Source organism: Mesorhizobium sp. B2-1-8 (assembly GCF_006442545.2).
In the GTDB taxonomy this organism is placed as follows: domain Bacteria; phylum Pseudomonadota; class Alphaproteobacteria; order Rhizobiales; family Rhizobiaceae; genus Mesorhizobium.
This window is the reverse complement of sequence record NZ_CP083953.1, coordinates 54,665-73,268: the sequence shown is the minus strand read 5'-3', so window position 1 is coordinate 73,268 and position 18,604 is coordinate 54,665. Positions and strand designations below refer to the sequence as shown.

The 18,604-nt window shown below is 63.6% G+C and carries 17 protein-coding genes; 12 read left to right on the top strand and 5 right to left on the bottom strand.

Features of this window, described 5'->3' with window-relative positions; all coding sequences use genetic code 11:
- Positions 1-12: 12 nt before the first annotated feature.
- The 8 genes from FJ970_RS31505 (at position 13) to FJ970_RS31470 (ending at position 9,914) form a co-directional block, all read left to right on the top strand.
- A complete protein-coding gene (locus tag FJ970_RS31505) occupies positions 13-4,509 on the top strand; it encodes a strawberry notch family protein (RefSeq protein ID WP_140763119.1) in 4,497 nt (1,498 codons plus the stop codon).
- Positions 4,510-4,521: 12 nt separating this feature from the next.
- Positions 4,522-5,589, top strand: a complete 1,068-nt coding sequence (locus FJ970_RS31500; RefSeq protein ID WP_140763116.1) for a toprim domain-containing protein — start codon at positions 4,522-4,524, stop codon at positions 5,587-5,589.
- A 222-nt stretch (positions 5,590-5,811) separates the two neighbouring features.
- On the top strand, positions 5,812-6,753 hold the full coding sequence (locus FJ970_RS31495; protein WP_140763113.1) for a DUF2493 domain-containing protein: 942 nt from the start codon (positions 5,812-5,814) through the stop codon (positions 6,751-6,753).
- A 208-nt stretch (positions 6,754-6,961) separates the two neighbouring features.
- Complete coding sequence (locus tag FJ970_RS31490) at positions 6,962-7,246, top strand: DUF1778 domain-containing protein (RefSeq protein WP_140763110.1); 285 nt, start codon at positions 6,962-6,964, stop codon at positions 7,244-7,246.
- Positions 7,247-7,756 carry a GNAT family N-acetyltransferase gene (locus FJ970_RS31485; RefSeq protein WP_140763107.1) on the top strand — a complete coding sequence of 170 codons (510 nt, stop codon included), beginning with the start codon at positions 7,247-7,249 and terminating at the stop codon, positions 7,754-7,756.
- A 200-nt stretch (positions 7,757-7,956) separates the two neighbouring features.
- On the top strand, positions 7,957-8,490 hold the full coding sequence (locus tag FJ970_RS31480) for a hypothetical protein (protein WP_140763104.1): 534 nt from the start codon (positions 7,957-7,959) through the stop codon (positions 8,488-8,490).
- Positions 8,491-9,200: 710 nt separating this feature from the next.
- Positions 9,201-9,524 (top strand): DUF736 domain-containing protein, encoded by a 324-nt coding sequence (locus FJ970_RS31475; protein WP_006205585.1) that lies wholly within the window; start codon positions 9,201-9,203, stop codon positions 9,522-9,524.
- A gap of 69 nt (positions 9,525-9,593) precedes the next feature.
- Positions 9,594-9,914: a hypothetical protein gene (locus tag FJ970_RS31470; protein ID WP_140763101.1), complete on the top strand. Its 321-nt coding sequence runs from the start codon at positions 9,594-9,596 to the stop codon at positions 9,912-9,914.
- Positions 9,915-9,997: 83 nt separating this feature from the next.
- Here FJ970_RS31470 and FJ970_RS31465 read toward each other — a convergent pair whose 3' ends face one another.
- The 4 genes from FJ970_RS31465 to FJ970_RS31450 form a co-directional block, all read right to left on the bottom strand.
- Positions 9,998-10,186 (bottom strand): WGR domain-containing protein, encoded by a 189-nt coding sequence (locus tag FJ970_RS31465; RefSeq protein WP_415752063.1) that lies wholly within the window; start codon positions 10,184-10,186, stop codon positions 9,998-10,000.
- A 301-nt stretch (positions 10,187-10,487) separates the two neighbouring features.
- Positions 10,488-10,946, bottom strand: a complete 459-nt coding sequence (locus FJ970_RS31460; RefSeq protein WP_140763095.1) for a helix-turn-helix domain-containing protein — start codon at positions 10,944-10,946, stop codon at positions 10,488-10,490.
- Positions 10,947-11,127: 181 nt separating this feature from the next.
- Positions 11,128-11,412 carry a hypothetical protein gene (locus tag FJ970_RS31455; RefSeq protein WP_227792322.1) on the bottom strand — a complete coding sequence of 95 codons (285 nt, stop codon included), beginning with the start codon at positions 11,410-11,412 and terminating at the stop codon, positions 11,128-11,130.
- A 53-nt stretch (positions 11,413-11,465) separates the two neighbouring features.
- A complete protein-coding gene (locus FJ970_RS31450) occupies positions 11,466-12,107 on the bottom strand; it encodes a ParA family protein (protein ID WP_415752062.1) in 642 nt (213 codons plus the stop codon).
- Positions 12,108-12,431: 324 nt separating this feature from the next.
- Here FJ970_RS31450 and FJ970_RS34000 point away from each other — a divergent pair, with 324 nt between their 5' ends.
- From FJ970_RS34000 to FJ970_RS31430, 4 genes are all read left to right on the top strand, one after another.
- Entirely contained in the window at positions 12,432-12,836 is a 405-nt protein-coding gene (locus FJ970_RS34000; RefSeq protein WP_140763086.1) for a plasmid mobilization protein, read from the top strand.
- 221 nt (positions 12,837-13,057) lie between these two features.
- Positions 13,058-15,664 (top strand): relaxase/mobilization nuclease domain-containing protein, encoded by a 2,607-nt coding sequence (locus FJ970_RS31440; RefSeq protein WP_140763083.1) that lies wholly within the window; start codon positions 13,058-13,060, stop codon positions 15,662-15,664.
- A 4-nt stretch (positions 15,665-15,668) separates the two neighbouring features.
- Positions 15,669-15,884, top strand: coding sequence for a hypothetical protein (locus FJ970_RS31435; RefSeq protein WP_140763081.1), 216 nt, complete (start codon positions 15,669-15,671; stop codon positions 15,882-15,884).
- A 219-nt stretch (positions 15,885-16,103) separates the two neighbouring features.
- Entirely contained in the window at positions 16,104-17,012 is a 909-nt protein-coding gene (locus tag FJ970_RS31430; RefSeq protein WP_140763195.1) for a nucleotidyltransferase and HEPN domain-containing protein, read from the top strand.
- 15 nt (positions 17,013-17,027) lie between these two features.
- On the opposite strand, the gene FJ970_RS31425 is transcribed toward FJ970_RS31430, so the two are convergent.
- The gene (locus tag FJ970_RS31425) at positions 17,028-18,587 is read right to left on the bottom strand and encodes a M81 family metallopeptidase (protein ID WP_140763078.1); all 1,560 of its coding nucleotides are present in this window, start codon (positions 18,585-18,587) and stop codon (positions 17,028-17,030) included.
- Positions 18,588-18,604: the final 17 nt, after the last annotated feature.

Genomic DNA, 18,604 nt, shown 5'->3' with positions numbered 1-18,604 from the left:
AAGGACATCTCCATGAACATCGTCACGACCACACCGACCGTTGCCCGGACGGCCGCTCCCCATGCCGCGCCGGCGTCCACCGCCATCGACAACGCCCGGGCGATCTATCAGGCGGCAATGCAGCTTCTGCCTTTCCTCGAACAGGGCAAGCCTGTCACCACCGCAGTCCTGCGTGCTGTCATGACGACAAGTTTTGGCGGCAGTGATGCGCAGGGATTATGGGTCTGGAAGGATGCCTACGAAGCGCTGGAAGCTGCCCAGGTGCTGTTCCTGCGGCGGTTCGGACCGGCGATCCTGTCCCGGTCGACCACGCCGCAGGCGACGCTGGCGATGATGAAACGGATCGCCGGGCTCGTTCCCACCCATACGAGACGATCAGACGAGAGCCAGGCCATGCAGCAATTATCGACGCCGCTGCCGCTCGCCTTCGTCACCGCTCACGCCGCGGCGATCTCTTCGTCCGATCTCGTTCTCGAACCGTCGGCCGGCACCGGCCTTCTCGCCGTCCATGCCGAGATCGCGCGGGCCTCGCTCTTCCTCAACGAGTTTGCCGCGATGCGGGTCGATCTCCTCGGTCTCCTGTTCCAGCGTGTACCGGTCTCGCGGCACGACGCTGCCCATATCGATGATCACCTCGATGCCGGCATCCAGCCCTCTGTGGTACTGATGAATCCACCTTTCACGGTCGGCGCCTATGTCGACGGCCATGTCGCCGATGCCGCGTGGCGACACCTCTCCTCCGCATTGGCACGCCTGCGTTCGGGCGGCCGTCTTGTTGCCATCACCGGCATCGGCCTTTCACCCGAAATCCCCAAATGGCGGGCTGCCTTCGAGCGGCTGCAGCAGCAGGGCACCGTCATCTTCACCGCGGCGATCGACGGCCGCGTCTATGCACGCCATGGCACCACCGCCGAAACCCGCCTAACGATCATCGACAAGGTGCCATGCGCGGACCCGTCCGGCTTCGTTTCCTCGCCGGGCAAGGCTTTGGACGTGGAGACGCTGCTTGCCTGGATCGCCGACCTGCCGCCCCGCACACCAGGCGGCTTCCCAGACTCGATCGGCGCCCGGTCGAACGAGATTCTGCGCAATGCCGCCATACACATGGCGGGCCGATCCGCAGCGAAACCTGCACCTGTGGTCGCCCCACCGGCTGCCCCGAACGCCATCCGGCCGGTCCGCTCAGTCTCGCGGGCGAAGTCCACCCGCCCGGTGACGACAAGCATCACGCCGGCCATCCCCCTCGCGTACGAACTGCGCGACTGGATGCCGGAGGAGGGCGGCCGGCTCACCGACACGATCTACGAGCCCTATGTACTTCAGTCGATCCACATTCCGCGGGCCAAGCCGCATCCGACGCCGCTCGTGCAGTCGGCCGCCATGGCCGCCGTCGCACCCCCGAAGCCATCCTACCGGCCGCTCCTGCCTGGCACGATCGTTGATGAGGGCCTGCTGTCTGACGCCCAGCTCGAGAGCGTGATCTATGCCGGCGAAGCGCATTCCGGCCATCTCGCCGGCACCTGGACAGTCGACGAGACCTGCGATGTCGTCTCGGCCGCACCTGACGGCGCCGACAATTCGGTTCGCTTCCGCCGTGGGTGGTTTTTGGGGGACGGCACTGGCTGCGGCAAGGGCCGCCAGGTCGCCGGCATCATTCTCGACAACTGGCTGCAGGGCCGCCGGCGCGCGATCTGGATCTCGAAGTCCGACAAGCTGCTGGAAGATGCCCAGCGCGATTGGGCCGCACTCGGCCAGGAGAAACTCCTGGTCCAACCCTTGTCCCGTTATCGGCAGGGCACGCCGATCGGCCTTGCCGAAGGCATCCTCTTCACCACCTACGCGACGCTGCGCTCCCAGGAACGCGAGGGCAAGAAATCCCGGATTGCCCAGATCCTCGACTGGGTCGGACAAGAGGCGAGGAGGGCCGTAGGCCCGACAGGGATCAAAAAGTCTTTCGACGGGGTAATCGTCTTCGACGAGGCGCATGCCATGGCCAATGCCGCCGGCGGAAAAAGCGAACGCGGCGACGTCGCGCCTTCGCAGCAGGGCAAGGCAGGACTGCGGCTCCAGCACGCGCTTCCCGACGCCCGTGTCATCTATGTCTCGGCCACTGGCGCGACCGCCGTCGAAAACCTCGCCTATGCGCAGCGCCTGGGCATCTGGGGCAGCGAGGACTTTCCATTCGCCAACCGTACGGAGTTCGTCGCCGCCATCGAGGATGGCGGTGTCGCCGCAATGGAAGTGCTCGCCCGCGATCTCAAATCGCTTGGGCTCTACACCTCGCGCTCGCTCTCCTATGACGGCGTCGAATACGACCTGCTTGAGCACGATCTGACCAAGGAGCAGATCCGCATCTACAATTCCTATGCGGACGCCTTCCAGGTCATCCACAACAACCTGACCGCAGCACTGGAGGCGGCCAACATCACCAGCGGGACCGGCACGCTGAACCGCAACGCCAAGGCTGCGGCCCGCTCGGCCTTCGAGAGCACCAAGCAACGCTTCTTCAGCCATCTCATCACCTCGATGATGACGCCGACGCTGATCGGCGCGATCGAGCAGGACCGTACCGACGGTCATTCGGCGGTCGTGCAGATTGTCTCGACCGGAGAGGCGCTGATGGAACGCAGGCTTGCCGAGATCCCCACCGAGGAATGGTCGGATCTCCATGTCGACGTCACGCCGCGCGAATATGTCGGCGGGTATTTGATGCATTCCTTCCCGACCCAGCTGTTTGAAGAATATTCGGACGCTGAAGGGAACGTCTATTCGCGGCCAGTCCATGACGAAGACGGCAACCCGGTCCAGTGCCGGGAGGCGGTTCGCCGGCGCGACGAGATGGTTGAGCGCATCGCGTCGCTGCCGCCGGTCGGCAGTGCACTCGACCAGATCATCCATCACTTCGGCACCGACACCGTCGCTGAGGTGACGGGCCGCTCGCGCCGCATCGTGAAGAAGACCGGCCGCGACGGTGTTGACCGGCTCGCCGTCGAGAACCGCCCGGGCTCGGCCAATCTTGCCGAGACCCAAAGCTTCATGGACGACGACAAGCGCGTGTTGATCTTTTCGGACGCCGGCGGCACGGGCCGGTCCTACCACGCAGACCTCGGGATGAAGAACCAGAGGTTGCGTAAGCACTATCTGCTCGAGGCCGGCTGGCGCGCCGACAACGCCATCCAGGGCCTGGGACGGACGCACCGCACCAACCAGGTGCAGCCGCCGCTGTTCCGGCCCATGGCCGCCAATGTGAAAGCCGGAAAACGTTTCCTGTCGACCATTGCGCGCCGGCTCGACACACTGGGTGCGATCACGCGCGGCCAGCGCCAGACCGGTGGGGCAGGGCTGTTCCGATCCGAGGACAATCTGGAAAGCCCCTATGCCCGCGCTGCCCTTCGCCAATTCTACTGGCTGCTCCACCAGGGTAAGATCGAAGGCTGCTCGCTCACGACCTTCGAGACCGTCGCAGGCCTGTCGCTGACCACCGACGAGGGCGGGCTGCGCGACGAACTGCCGCCGATCACGACCTGGCTCAATCGGCTGCTCGCACTGCGCATCGAGACCCAGAACCTGTTGTTCGAGGTGTTCGAGCAGTTGATGGCGGCGAAGATCGAGGGCGCCATCGCCGCCGGGCACTATGACAAGGGTCTGGAGACGATCACGGCGGAGAGCATCGTTGTCTCCGATCGCCGCACCGTCTACACGCATCCGGTTTCGGGCGCGCAATCGCATGTGCTGACTGTCGCGCGCAAGGATCGCATCCGCCCGCTCGGCCTGGCCGACGTGCTGGCAATCGCCCGCACGGAGCCCCAATCGGTTCTGCTCGTCAACTCACGCTCGAGGCGCGCGGCGATACAGCTGCCGACGGCGAGCCTGATGCTCGACGACGGAGCCGTCGAACACCGCGTACGTCTGCTGCGGCCGACAGACGAACTGCGCTTTGGGCGTGATGCGCTCGCCGAGACGCATTGGCAGGCTGCGGAGCGGAAGGTGTTTTGCGAACTCTGGGAGGCGGAAGCCGCCGCGGTGCCGGAGTTCACCACCAGCACCTTCAACATCGTCACAGGGCTCCTTCTGCCGATCTGGCGGCGGTTGCCTGACGACGATTGCCGGGTTTACCGCATCCAGACGGACGCCGGCGAGCGCATTATCGGCCGTCATATCGCTCCGACCCTTGTTGAGACCATGTTCCGCAATCTCGGTCTCGCCGATGTGCCGACGCTCGCACCGGAAGATGCCTGGACCGGACTCGTGGAAGGCAAGATCGGGCTGCAACTCGCCGACGGCCTGATCCTGCGCCGCAGCCGCGTCATGCACGACTACCGTGTCGAGCTGATCGGCTTCACTGACGCAATGGTGCCGCGGCTGAAGGCGCTCGGACTGATTTCCGAGATCATCTCCTGGAAGCTCCGGCTGTTCATCCCGATTGCCACGCAAGGGCCCGCCATCCTCGCCTTGCTCCTCGACCGCCATACGCTGGTCGGCGTCACTGACCGTACCGCAGCGGCTTGAGGGGAGGCGATCATGACCGGCTCGGCATCCGAGTTGGCACGCCGCCTCGGTGACCATGCCGAGGCGGTGTGCCGTGAATATCTCTCCAACGGTCATCGCTCCGGCAATCACTGGATCGTCGGCGACGTCCGCAACACCCGCGGCCGCTCCATGCATGTCCGCCTGACGGCCAACGCGAAAGGGCCAGCAGGAAGGTGGGTGGACGAAGCCTCGGCAGAATTTGGCGATCTGCTCGATGTCATCCGCGAAAGCTGCGGCCTCGTCGACTTCCGTGACGTCGCCGATGAAGCACGTCGCTTCCTCGCCATGCCGCGGCCGCAGCCCCGGACCTCAGGCGCGCAGCGCCAGCCCGCCGCGGCACGCGGCTCTCCCGACGCCGCGCGTCGCCTGTTCGCCATATCCCAGCCGATCGCCGGCACGCTTGGCGAACGCTATCTCGCCGGTCGCGGCATCCTGCTCCCCACGCATGAGCGTGTTCTGCGCTTCCATCCCGGCTGTTATTACCGGGATCTTTTAACGGGCGAGACGCAGACCCTGCCAGCGCTGATCGCCGCCGTGACCGATCCCGACGGTCGTATCACCGGCCTGCAGCGCACCTGGCTGGATCCGGCAGGCAACGGCAAGGCCCAACTCGCCGATCCCCGCCGATCGCTCGGCCATCTTCTCGGCAACGCCATCTGGTTGGGCCTCGATCCCGGCGCGCCGGTCCCGGTCACGGCCGCCGGCGAAGGCTTCGAGACGATGGCTTCGCTCCGGACGGTGATGCCGGCGCTGACGGTGGCCGCCGCCACCTCGGCCAATCATCTCGCCGGCCTGACCTTCCCGCCTGGCTGCCGCCGCCTCTATATCGCGGCCGATGCGGACGCCGCCGGCCGGCATGGCATCGAGCGCCTCAGCCAGCGCGCAGGCGACGCCGGGATTCTCGCCCTGGCGCTGCGGCCGCAACTCGGCGACTTCAACGACGATCTGCGTCATCTCGGCCCGACCCATCTCGCGGCCTGGCTCAGCGATCAACTCGCCCCGGAGGATGCCGGTCTCTTTCTCCCGCCGGATGAACAACTCGGGCCGGCAGGCGGGTAGTGTGGCGTCACCGGAGGCCCTGCAGGCATGGCGGCGGTCCGCCGGAGAGGCCGCGCCCGCGGCCTGCCTGAGAGGCGACCCCTGCCACGCCCCGGTCGTGGCCGCAACGGCTGGCGCCGTCCTCCGCTCGCGCTCCGGCCTTCGGTGCGGCCGCGCCCGGGCCGCGGCCGGGATGCGCTGTCAGGCCGCGACAGGCGCGGCCACAACCGATGGAGACACGCCATGACCTACGACCTTCCTTTCGACGACGCCTACGAGCCCTACCACACGTCCTCACCGACCGACCGCGTCATCCTCGAACTGCAGATGTACGGTCATCGTCCGCATCAGGACGAGCCCGATCCTCGGCCACTTCCCGACGACGAGGTGATCCGGGCCGGCCTCGCCGGTATCGTCGAGACCTTCGCCGGCATGCTCGGCGACACCAGACTCGAACCCGACCTCGGCGACCTTCTCTGGTCTTTCACCAACGTCTTCCACCGCGCCGCCGAGCGCGTCGCCCGCAGCCTCGACCGCAATGAGGAGGCGCAACGCTCGAGCCAGCAGGAGCAGGACGGCTCCGAGGTGAAGTCCGTCGAGCTGGAACGGCTCACAGCCGAGGGCATAACCTATATCGAGCGGCGCAACGTGCTCGAAATCATGCGCGATGAGGCCGCCGACCTCTACGAGGCGCAGACCGGATCGGCATGGCGGCCGCGCACCGGCTCCAAGGTCAGCCACCAGGCGATGACCGCGTCGGTGATCGACTCGCGCGACTTCCTCGCCGCCCGCCGCCACGCCGAAACCGAGGTGCTCGTTCCGGCCGGCACTAAGATCGCCTTCGCCGGTGGTCTCGACTGCAACGATCACGACCGGATCTGGGACGCGCTCGACAAGGCCCACGAGAAGCATCCCGACATGGTACTGCTCCACGGCGGTAGCCCGCGCGGCGCCGAACGCATCGCCGCCTGCTGGGCCGAGAACCGCAAGGTCACGCAGATCGCCTTCAAGCCGGATTGGAACCGGCACGCCAAGGCGGCTCCGTTCCGCCGCAACGACCAGCTTCTCTCGGTCGTGCCCTATGGCCTGATCGTCTTTCCCGGCTCCGGCATCACCGACAACCTTGCCGACAAGGCCCGTCGGCTCGGCATCCCCGTCTGGCGGTTCGCGGAAGACGCCGCGTGAGCGTCGGTTTCCTCGCAATCCGCACCGCCGAACCCGACCGCGCGCGGCCGGGTTCGGCGCCCGCGAAGCGCACCGAAGCCCGCGCGCGAAGCACGGCACCCTCCACCTCCACTAATCGGATCAACGCGGTGGAGCGTGCCGCCACGCAACCCGGTATTGCGATCCGCGTTGCACCGACGTATATACATCCGCAGCACAGGAGCGCGCCATGGCCACCACAGCCACGAGGAAGGAAATACCCGTCTCGATGCGGTTTCGCGATGATGATCTCACCATCATCGACCGCGGCGCGGAGCTGCTCGGCCTCTCGCGCACGGAGTTCATGCGACGCGCAGCACTCCACGAGGCGCAGGCGGCCATCCTCAACGAAACCGTCATCCGCGTGTCCCCGGAAGCTTATGACGCCTTCATGCAGGCGATCTCAGCCCCCGCCGCCCCGCCCACGCCGAAGGCGGCCGAGCGGCTGCGTCGGTCGCCGCCCTGGGACCGCTAGGTGGCGCTTTCAGGCATCGAACTCCTTGACGACGCGCACCGCCTCGACAGCTTCGATTGCGGCAAGCCGGCGCTCAACGCTTGGCTGGCCGGCTTCGCGCGAACGAACCAGGCCCGCGGGTTCACCCGCGTCCTGATCGTTCACGACGAGGGGACAGTCGTCGGCTATTACGGCCTCGCGCCCGGCGTGATCCAGCCAAACAGCGCGCCGCGCGCCATCCGCACCGGTCGTCCGCCCGACCCGATCCCCTGCTTGCTGATCGGACAACTCGCCGTCGACCACCGATATGCCGGACAAGGCATCGGCAGCGGCCTGGTCAAGAACGCGCTGCATCGCTGCGTCGCGGGCGCCGACATCGTCGGCGGCCGCGCGATGGTGGTGCGGGCGATCGACGCCGAGGCCGAGCAGTACTGGCAGAGCTGGGGCTTCATCCCCGCGCGGGACAATCCGTCGGTGCTCATGCGCTCGATCCAGGACGTGAGCCTCTGGCTGGCCGACAAAGGCCACTAGCTCCACGCGCTTAGCGCCTCGGCAGCGGCAGGGTCCGGGCGCGCCGGCCTGCGGCCGGCCGGGCTCTAGTCGCGGCGTCCCGCCGCTCCCCGCGCCGGCTTCGCCGTCTCGGCCTTCGGGTGACGATCCCTCGCGCAGGGCCAGAGGAAGAGGGCGGCCGGCGCGGGGCGGAGGGACGCTGGAGAGAAGGGAAAGTCACGATGTCGATGATATTCATAGGTGGATCACGCGAGATATTCGAGCTGCCGGAACCTGCCATCACTCGCATCGGCGCGATCGTTGCTGCCGAGCACGGCGTGCTGATTGGGGACGCGTCTGGAGCCGATACCGAGGCGCAGGGCCTGCTCGCCGGCTACAATTACGAGCATGTCGGGGTCTTCCATGCGGGCAAGGAACCCCGCAACAATCTGGGCGACTGGGCCGCCTACCATGTTCCTTCTCCCGCGGGCGCCGAAGGATACTGGGTCCACGCCGCCAAAGACCGGGAGATGGCGCGGCGCGCCGACTTTGGCATGATGGTCTGGGACGGCGCATCACCCGGCACGGCCGTCAACGTGCTTCGGCTGGCCATAGCGAACAAGCCGTGCGTCATTTACGATCTGTCCAGGGGCAGCATGGCGACGACGTACACTGTGGAAGACTGGTGCGCCATGCTCCGGCATGCCGGTCCCGACATTCGCCGCCAAGCCGAAGCCCGCATGACGCCGGACGAGCGTATGGCGTTGCCGGGATGATGTAGGCGCAGTCCGGCCGACAGCCCGGCGGGTCCGATCCGACATGCTTGATCCGGCCCGAGCCCCCAACTTCCCTTCGATGAACGGCCGGAGCCGACCCCTTTCGAAACCGGCCCACGCGCAGAGCCGCGGGGCGTTGTGCACGATGATTATCTTGCCCGTCTCGCATCTGAAGCGGGTGCAGCGTGCCGAACATCCTGGCTTGCGCGGTCATCCATCGTGGCTTCGAGGGATTGCTACCGAGGGGCGTAAAGTTCGCTGCCAGTCGGCTCCGATCTCAAAACCGCTGTACCGCCATCCCGAACACCCAAGGCGGTTCACGCGCCATGCTGCTGTTCGAGGTGTTGATGACGCAGGCGACATGACCCGGGGGTGCGCGGCAAGCATCCCGGCGATCCGGCAGCGTTGCGTCGGCGGTCAAGCGATGGCGGCCTGGGTTCTTGTCCATCTGCCGCATCCGGGGCCATCCCGTTTCATGTCGCCTTTGTAGACGACCGCCTGCTTTGTGCGGTCAACCCCCGTTGGGGGTACACTCGGCGAAAATTCTGGAAAATTCGATTTCTGTTTTTGGTTGCGGTCAGGCGAAGGGCCTGCCCGCGCTTTTTAGCAAATAGAATTTTCCAGAATTTTCGCCGAGATGACCGCAGCAGGACGGCCCTCTCCTTTGGCGCCATCGGGAATGGTCCCGATGCAACCGAAGGAGAACTACCATGGCCACCACGATCGCAAATCTCACCACCAAGGCCGACGGCTCGATGGAAGGCGTCTTCGCCACGCTCCGGGTCAACGCCCCGATCACCCTCATCCCGAACACCAACAAGTCGCGCGAGGACGCGCCCGACTACCGGATCGTCAACAAGCGCACGGGCTTTGAGATCGGTGCCGGCTGGCACCGCATCTCCCAGCGTTCGGGAGAGGAGTACCTCTCGGTCAAGCTGGAAGCCCCCGAGATCGGCGTCATCTTCGGCAACCTCGCCCCGGCGCCAGGCGGCGAAGAGAACAAGAAGGTCATCCTCTGGAACAACCCGCAGTGACAGCTACGAGCGGCCGGCGTCGAAAGGGGCCGGCCCCTTCACCTCACTTTCCGGAACAAGGAGGCTATGATGAGCCGCTATACCATCACCGTTACCGGACGCGGCCGCTCGGACCCCGAGGCCATCATTGGCTACGACCCGCCGCTGCGAACCTACTTCCTGCAGGCGTTCCCCCACGAAGAGACCGACGAACCGGCGCTGTGGCTCGGCACATACGATCGGGACTTCGACACGATTGTCGCCCTGCACGCAGCAGCCTTTGCCAAAGGGTACGACTTCACGCCGCTTCCCGAGGAAGTCGCCGCGCAACTCGCCGCCGACAAGGCGGAACACGCCGGCCGGCCGCGCCACTGTCTCGGCGAACCTCTGCGAAAGCCGCAATTCGAATAATCACTGGACAGCCAAGAGGCCTGCACCGGCGCAGGCCTTTTTTTGCTGTCCCGCCGATTACATCCCAATCGTCAACCATTCCCTCACGCATCATGATAGCCGCGTCGTCTTTTGGCGTGCTCGATCACCAAGCAAGCCGCGTGCGCCTCCTCTGCTTCCTGGTAGAGGTCGATACGGATACGGCCCGGCCGTCCGATCCTCCCCCACTCCCGTACAACACAAATATCGCCGAACAGGCTCGGCGTTGTCGACAAGCTATAGTACCGCGCCATGTTGCACGCGGGATCGATGCGGTGGAGATGTGTCGCGGCATCTGTCGGCATGACGCCACATTCGCCGCTTACGTCCATCTCGTCCAACGAGTTCGATGAATCAGTGCGGCTTCATCGATTCACAATTCTGATGCGTGGAAGTGCCGCTAGCTTTGGGCGAGCCACCTTCGGCGGTCGGGCACAACTTGCGGCGTGCCACCGCTCCCCGAGCCGGCTTCGCCCTCTCGGCCTCCGGCGACGATCCCTCTCGCGGCGCCCCGGTCGGCGTCTTTGCCCACTACCTCGATGGCTGCTCGGAAGTTCAATCTTCCCCCGCCAGACCTTCGATCATGCTGAGCAGGCTGGATGCGGTCGAGGCGGGCATGTCCAGAATGCGCAGCATGAGCTTCAGCTTGTCGTCGGCCTCCTTGCGGCTTTCGCCGAAAAAATGCGGCGCTGCCGCATGGATCATCTCGATCGGCGAACAATCGAGGATTTCGCAAAGGTGGATCAGCCGCGTCGCCTGCAGCTTCGAAAACGCCCGCTCATAGCGCGCGAAAATCGTCTCATGCAGCCCGACCATCATGCCGACCTGGGCGCGATTGAGGCGCTTCGCGTCGCGATGCTCGCGGATGAACTGGCTGAATGTCTGCTCCATCTCGCCGAAGCTTCGAATGCCCTCGAAACCTGGCTTGCGATAGATCGGCTTCTCCGATTCTTCGTCGCTCGTTTCGACGAGCCCACATTCGTCGATATATTTCTGAACGTCCTTGATCGCCATGGCGACGGCTTTAGCCCGCTCCTGTTGCCCCAAAAACACGTCGCTATGACGCGTGTCTTCGCCCCCATTGGTCCTTCCACCGTGAAATCAGGACCAATTTGACATCAGCCTAGCAGCAAATAGGCGCTCCGATCAAATGTCCTTGGACAGCGAGCCGGGAGGCTGGAACCTGATCGGACTATCAAGCGCCAATCTCGTCGAGATATTTGACGATCGCCGCCTCGATGATCGCCTGCATCGATGTCTCCGCATTGAACGATGCCAGCTTCAGCCGGCGCTTGGTCCGCCGATCAAGGCTCACATTGACGAAAAAGTTCTCCCCTTTCACGCGCTCCCGTTTCACCCGCCGCAGCGCCTTTCTCGCCTCCTGACGGATATTGATATCGGCTTCCGCCGTGTTGGCCGGAGGCTCCGGCAGCCTCGCATCTGCCTCAGGCGCGCGCGCGTCCGGCACGTCGACAGCCACCTTCTTTTTGGGAGCGGTCACGAACTCATCGAGCGATAGATGCTCTTTTCCGCTCACCGTCCGCCCCCCGTCTCTCCATCAGCGCCCAAAAGCTCATCGATCTCCTCCACAACGCTTTGCGTCTCCCGACGTGCCTTCGCGATCGCTTCCGTCAGTTCCTGCATCTGCAAGGTCCCGATGCCGTTCTGGATATCCTTGTACACATTGCGCTCCATCACCTCGGTCCGGAAGAGATAGGTTCCGACCTTATCCTCGATGATCGGCCGGATCTTCCGATAAAGTTCGGTGTGCCGTACGGTCAACGAGACCCGCGTCCGCAGCACACCGTGACGGCAGCCGCGGCCGAGCGCCTCGTTGACGCGCAGGACGGATTCAAAACAGTCGATCGCGCCGAGTACCTCCCGCTTCGATGCCTGGATCGGCGAGATGACAAGATCGGACCATCCAATCACCGGATCAACGATCGCCGTGTCCTCGCCCGGCGTGTCGATCAGAATGTAGTCGAAGCCGGCGCCTGCGCGATCCAGATAAGTGCCGACCGCCTTGGCCGTCTTGTGGCCAACGACATCGACGCGCTCGGCCTGGGCTTCCTTCTCCCGGCAGTCGCTCCACCACTTGGTCAGATTGCTGCGCGCATCCATGTCGATCATCGCCACGGTTCGACCTCGAAGGGCATACTCGCCAGCGACGTTCATGAGAGCGGTGGTCTTGCCTGCGCCTCCCTTGCCGTTGATGGCGGAGATCACGGTCGGCATCCTCTTCTCCTACAAATATGGGTTTCTACTCACACACGAATCCGCGATTGCAGGGATGTGGATTCATGTGACGCAAGGCTCAGATGAATATAGAAATGTAGAGTCATCTTGACCATAGAAAAATGGAATATGCGCCAGAATTACTTAATATCGATGTCTATTTGGTTGGCAGGATACGGAAAAATGTGATACATTTTTCCTGACGATCGAGGGACAAGCCCTCGATCCGCGGCCTGTGGCCGCAAAGGCCAAGAAGGATCATCGATGACGGCGTCGAATGGATCGCCTCCCAAAAAGCCCGCCAGGCGAGAAAGGGTCGCCCACATCCGCTTTTCCGACGATGAAATGTCGGCTGTAGAAGGCGCGGCGGAACGGGCCGGACTTTCGGTTTCACGCTTTATGCGATCACTCTCGTTGGAAGGCGCCGGTGTCCGACCGTTTATGAGCAGGCAAGACCGGGCGATCATCGGGATGCTCGTCGAGGACATGCGCGCCGTCGGCGGCAATCTCAACCAGATCGCCCGTGCCCTCAACGCAAGTCGGTCGGTGGCGGGTTCGGATCTCACGGGAGCGATCGACGACGCCCGCGCGATAGCCATCACCGTCGCCGCGGAACTCGCGTCCATGACGAAGCGCGCCGGTGCTACCCGGCGTGGCGAGGCGGCCTGATGGAGTTTTTTCTCGGTGCCTTCGAACGGGATTGGGAGCACCGGCGCGCTACACTGCTGCATGAGCTGCAAATGGGCGAGCATGAGGGGATCGATTGGGACAGACCGCGAAGGGGAGGGGTGGCGTATCTGCCGGAGGAGGGCGCTGGCCGGCGGCAGCGTGGCGGCAGGAGGCCCGGCAGCGGAAGCGGCCCCGCCCTCCGGGGCGGAACTGCTCGGCCGATGCCTGTCCGGTTCGCGGCGCTGGCGCGGGGAAGCCAGCCGGCAGTGGTCAAGCTTGCCTCCTATGGTGGCGGCGTTCGGGCGGCTGCAATGATGAGCTACGCGTCACGCAGAGGGGAATTGCCGGTTGAGAATGAGAGGGGCGAACACATCACCGGAAAGGCGGCGCTCGCCGAACAGCGCGGCGATTGGGAGCATCTATTCGACAACCGGGCCGCCAGTCGCGATGTCGGCATGTTTGAGGTTACGATTGCCGACACGCTCGTCGGCCGTGGCAGGCAGGAACTCGTTCGCGAGATACTGAGCGCGGGCTTTGGAGACCGGCGTTTTGTTTATGCCGTCGAGGAGGGGCATGCCGGCGAGATCGAGGTGCGTGGGGTGGTCGTGCTGCGAGACCGGAACGGCGAGCGCCTGACTGCTGACGCCAAGGCAGCGGGCATTGCCCAGGAGAGATTTGCGAATTCCGAGGTCGGCTGTGAAGCGGAAGCCCGTTTCCGGTTCCGCGGTCATGGCAACGGCGTTGAGTTCGCGACGGCGCGGGTACGGGAGCTCGTCGAGCGCGTGCAAGGCGACGTCAAGGACGAGACGGGACGGGTGATCCAGACGTTCGATCACTCGGGCGATCTGGTCCAGAAGGAGTGGCGGCGCGAACTGCACAGCCGCAAGGGCAGGGACGTCATGCATCTCATCGTCTCGGCGCGCGCAGGCACGAATGCGACAGCATTCCACGGCGCGGTGCGCGATTTTCTCGGCGAGCAGTTTGGTGGACATCGCTATATTTTTGCGCTCCACGATCCTGCCGATGACCCGAAGGAGACCCGGCAGGGCGGTCGGCGGCCGCACATCCACGCCCATGCCATCGTCACCATGCGCTCCGAGACAGGCGAGCGGATCCAGACCAGCCCGCAGGTGTTTCGGCAATGGCGCGCTTTGATGGCTGAGAAAGCCCGCGAGCATGGCATCGACATGGAGCTCACCGACCGGCGCGATCTCGCCAGCCCGCCGGCCTATGGCCGCAATCAGGCGCGGCCGGTGAGCTATGTCGGGCGAACCGAGCATGAAGGCACAAGCCGCGCCGCACAGGCCCGTTACGATGCCAAGCGCGCCAATCGGCACTCTGCGGCACGATCGGAGCGCAGCGTCGGCTATGCCGTCGAAGCGGCGCAGGCCTGGGGCGAGGTCGTGCGCTCGGATTCCGACAAGGCCGTTTCCGAGTTCGCTGCCGAGCAGATCGGCCGGCTACAGGCGGCACTACGAGAAAGTCAAATCGACATCGAGAAATTTGAAAATTCGCTGAGCCCTACAAATCTGAATGCCAATATGATAGAGCTTGATAAGTTGATCGGAGCCGGAGAGACTCCCATGCGCGCGATGACACGACCAGAATTCGAGGCTTATGGAAAGCGTGTCGAAGCCGTGCTGGCAGCTGTCGAAGCTTCGATCGAGCCGGCCGAGCGCAAGGAATTCGACGAGGTCGCCGCGACCGCGCGCGAGGTGGTGAACATTCGCCGCGAATATCTCGAACTTTCAGAACGACAGGGTGGGATTGAGCCTGTCGAGGCTGATCGCGATGACAATGGCAAACAGACTTCCACCAGGGACGAGCAGCATCTTCAGGAGGTGGGTGGATTTCAGCCGACCGAGCGCGACGATGGCGAGCGACGCATCGAAGGAAGACCGAGCACCGATCGGGATCAGCAGCACAACGATGGGCAGGCAAGCACGTCTCGAGACAGTCCGTTCGATGATGCAGTCGCTCGCCATGGCGAGAGTGCGGTGCGTGAAGGAGACGAGATCCTGGCGGAATACGATGCTGCTTTCCACTCGCTTGATCGCGCGACCGACAGATACTCGACCGAGTATTTCCGCGCTGACATATCCGATGATGAACGTGCAGCCGTTCGCGCTGACTATTTTGCGGAGTCAAATCGGTATGACACCTTGCTCCAACGATACGCCCGGGAAGCCCTTGATGGGAACACCTATCTCTACGAGCGATCAAAGGGGGAGGAAAGCCTGCTTCAGGCACTGAACGACGAGGCTCAGGTCCGAGCTTCCCGTCGGGCGATCGATATGTACGATCCCACACGGAACCTCCCCGCGAGGCAAAATGACGCGCAGGCGGTTCGCGCCGGCGACGCGTTGTTCGCCCAGATCGACGCCGCAAAGAGAGATGTCCATCGTTATTACGAGCCTGAAGCGCGGGACATCCGTTCGACGGGGAGGTCCGGTCGCGTGGAAGGCGAAGCCGAGGGTGTGGCTCGGATTGCGAGGCTGAGTGAGGCCGAAATCAGACATGCGGATCTGCTGCGGGAAGCGGCCCGGGCCGCTCTCGACGGCAACGGCTATATCCGTGACATGGCAACGATCAGACACGACCTGAACAACGAAATCCAGTTGGAAATCCGGCGTCGCGCAGAAGCTGAACGAGGACGTCACGAGAATGTACGCGAGGCAGCCAGACCGTCCGAGTCGGGCGATCGTACCGCGCGGGTGACCCAGGACCACAGGGCGGATCCACCGCAGCAGCAAGTTCCGCGGCTACGCGAATTGGAGCGCGAAGTCGAAGAACGCCATCATCGCACGCTTGAAGACCGGGAACGCTAGGTCAATGAAGCAGCATTGGCACGTCAATCCACTTCCACCGCCGGACGAGAGTTCTGATCGCCCGGACGGTTCTGTGGGACTCGCGCTGTGGGCTCTGATCGTGATTGGTCCCATGATTTATTTTGGACATCAGCTGGGTGCTGTGGAGACTTGGCTGCTGGGCGCCTATCAAATGCTCGAAAGCTTGCTCCTGCCAATTCGAGACTGGCTCTTGGGCTAGTCGTCGTCCCATTGGAACGCCTCGTGATCGAGATCCTGAAACACCCGCCAGATATGACCCATTATTGCAACCGCGAAGTTGCGCAGCACAACCCAATCAGGCATCGTCGCTGATCGATGAGAGGTTCCCTTCATTGGCGAACTTCCCTTAACCGACAGCAATGGCAGAAGCGATAGAGCCGTCCTCTACTCTCGATCCGGATTGCAACACCCCGTGATGATGAAGACCAGCATCGATCATCTGCCTGAGCACAAGCAGGGCGAACTCGGCCGGATCGTCGATATCCTGCACGAGGAGTTCGACGATGCGCTGGACAACGGCACGGCCGAGTTCAAGAAAAAGGGCCGTATCCTGAAGATCATCCTGTTCGGTTCCTATGCGCGCGGCGACTGGGTCGACGAGCCGCATACGATGAAAGGCTACCGATCGGACTACGACTTGCTCATCGTCATCAACAACCGCAAGCTTGCCGACTTCGCCTACTGGTACAAGGCAAAGGACCGGCTCATACGCGACAGGGGCATCAAGACGCCGACCAGCTTCATCACACATTCACGGCGAGAGGTGAACACGGCGCTGCGCGAGGGACAGTATTTCTTCACCGATATTCGCCGCGACGGCATCGTGCTCTACGAGCTCGACGAAGAGCCGCTCGCCGAGCCGAAGGCGATTACGCCCGCGGCTGCCTATAAGTTTGCCGAAGAGCATTTTGATGATCGCATACCTGGCGCACGGGACTTTCTTGACGCCTTTCGGTTTGCGCTGGAGAAAGGACGGCTGAAGAACGCATCTTTTCAGCTACATCAGGCAATTGAGAACACCTATGCAGCTCTTCTCTTAGTGTTCACAAATTACAGTCCGCCATCGCACAAACTCACATTCCTCCGGGCGCTTGCAGAGGAGCAAGACCGGCGGCTCGCCGAAGCATGGCCGCGCGACCAGCAGCGCTACCGCGCGTGGTTCAACACACTCAACGAAGCCTATGTCAAAGCCCGCTACTCCAAGCATTACGCGATCAGTGAGGAAGCGCTTGTCTGGCTCGGCGGGCGCACCGCCGATCTGCACCGGCTCGTCGAAGAGATCTGCCAAGCCCACCTGACACGGCTGAAGGAAGCCGCCGGCGGTTGACGCCAGGGATGGCTTTTAACGGTCGCTCAGTGCTGTCGCCACCCTCACGGATTTGCCATATACAACAGTCCTGATCTGAGGGGCAGGGATCTTGTGTTCGGGCCAGAACCTGGCCTTCTTCCGTTGCAGTAGCCTTGGGGTGTAGTAGCCAATTCCCGGCGTTGCGACGCTCAGCGGCGTGCCTATCCCGGCAAAATTCAGCTTGAAGTGATAGCCGGATTTCACCACGACGAAATCCTGGGCCGCGACATCGATGCCCTGGCTTACAAAAGCTGCCGGGTCGTGGGTGAAGCCCGGCTTGCTTGTCAGCAGGACGCTTAGCCGGTCATCGACAACGAACACCGCGGTTCGCCCGAGAGACGACTCTTCGCCGGCACCGAACGGTCCCGTTATCACGAAGCGGCCGTCACCTACGTCTGCGACAAAACCGGAAACCGTAAGAGGCGCGAACCCCGGTGTCATGCGCCCGCCCATGGCGAGCGTGACATGCGCGCCGGGCCCGGCCGTTGTGGCGGTCTCGACACTCTCAGGATCAGTCAGCGGTATGGCACCGCGAAGGCAATCGCCGCGAGCCAGCGCCCGTTCGATAATCGCTGTGCTGTCGCCAGGCGCTCCGGCCAGAACCCGATCGCCCATGTCGGCGAGAATGTATGGGCGCCGGTTGGCATCTCGCGCAACGAGATCAAGGGCACCATCGATCGTAAGAAGATCGTCCCGAAAATGCTTGCGCCAGGACCAAAAGAGCTGGGCGAGTTCTGTCGCAACCGCATGCGCCAGCCTACTCGGACCATCCGTCAGCACGACCACTGCCTGGCCAATATCGGCGTCGTCGGCATGAGGATAGACATTGAACAGGGAGATGTCCCGGATCTGCGGATGCCCCTTGGCAAGGGCCCGCGCACGCGCATGAAGCTCGGCAAGCGGGCCGGCACCGGTTTCAGCAGCACCCGGCAGGATCATGGGTACCTTGGCCATGGTGAGAACCGGCTCAAGCTCACCATCGAGAACGGCTGCCACGCAGTCGACAACGCGCTCGCCACAGGAAACCACGTCGGAATGCGGGTTCTCCTTGCATGCAATGCAGATGTCGACCGACCGCAGCATGGAATGCGTGACGTGGGCGTGCAGATCGAGGCCGATACCAATCGGAACATGCGATCCAACCCCCTCGCGCAATCGCGTAAGAAGATCCCCTTCCGCGTCGGGAAGTTCGGCCGTTGCCATGGCGCCATGCAATTCAAGCGCGATGGCGTCGTATTTCTCCTGGCGTGCCAGAGCGATCAGCCTGTCGCGAATCTGAACATAAAAGTCGTGATCCACGAGACCGCCGGGTGGAGCAACGGCCGAAACCGTGGGGACCGCCTCGTAACCAAGTTCCTCGGTCCGATTGACGATGCCGCCAAGGGTGGTCCCGGACAGCCTTGCGTGTGCAATCAGCCCTTCGCCCTGCCTGATTTCGAAACGGTCGCTCGAAGTAATCTGCGGGCTAAAACTGTGCGATTCATGAAAGAAGCGCCCGACTAGGATACGTGGACGGGCCAATTGTTTCCTGGGGCGATGTTTCGGTTCGGGCATCGTTCTCGCTCCAATTT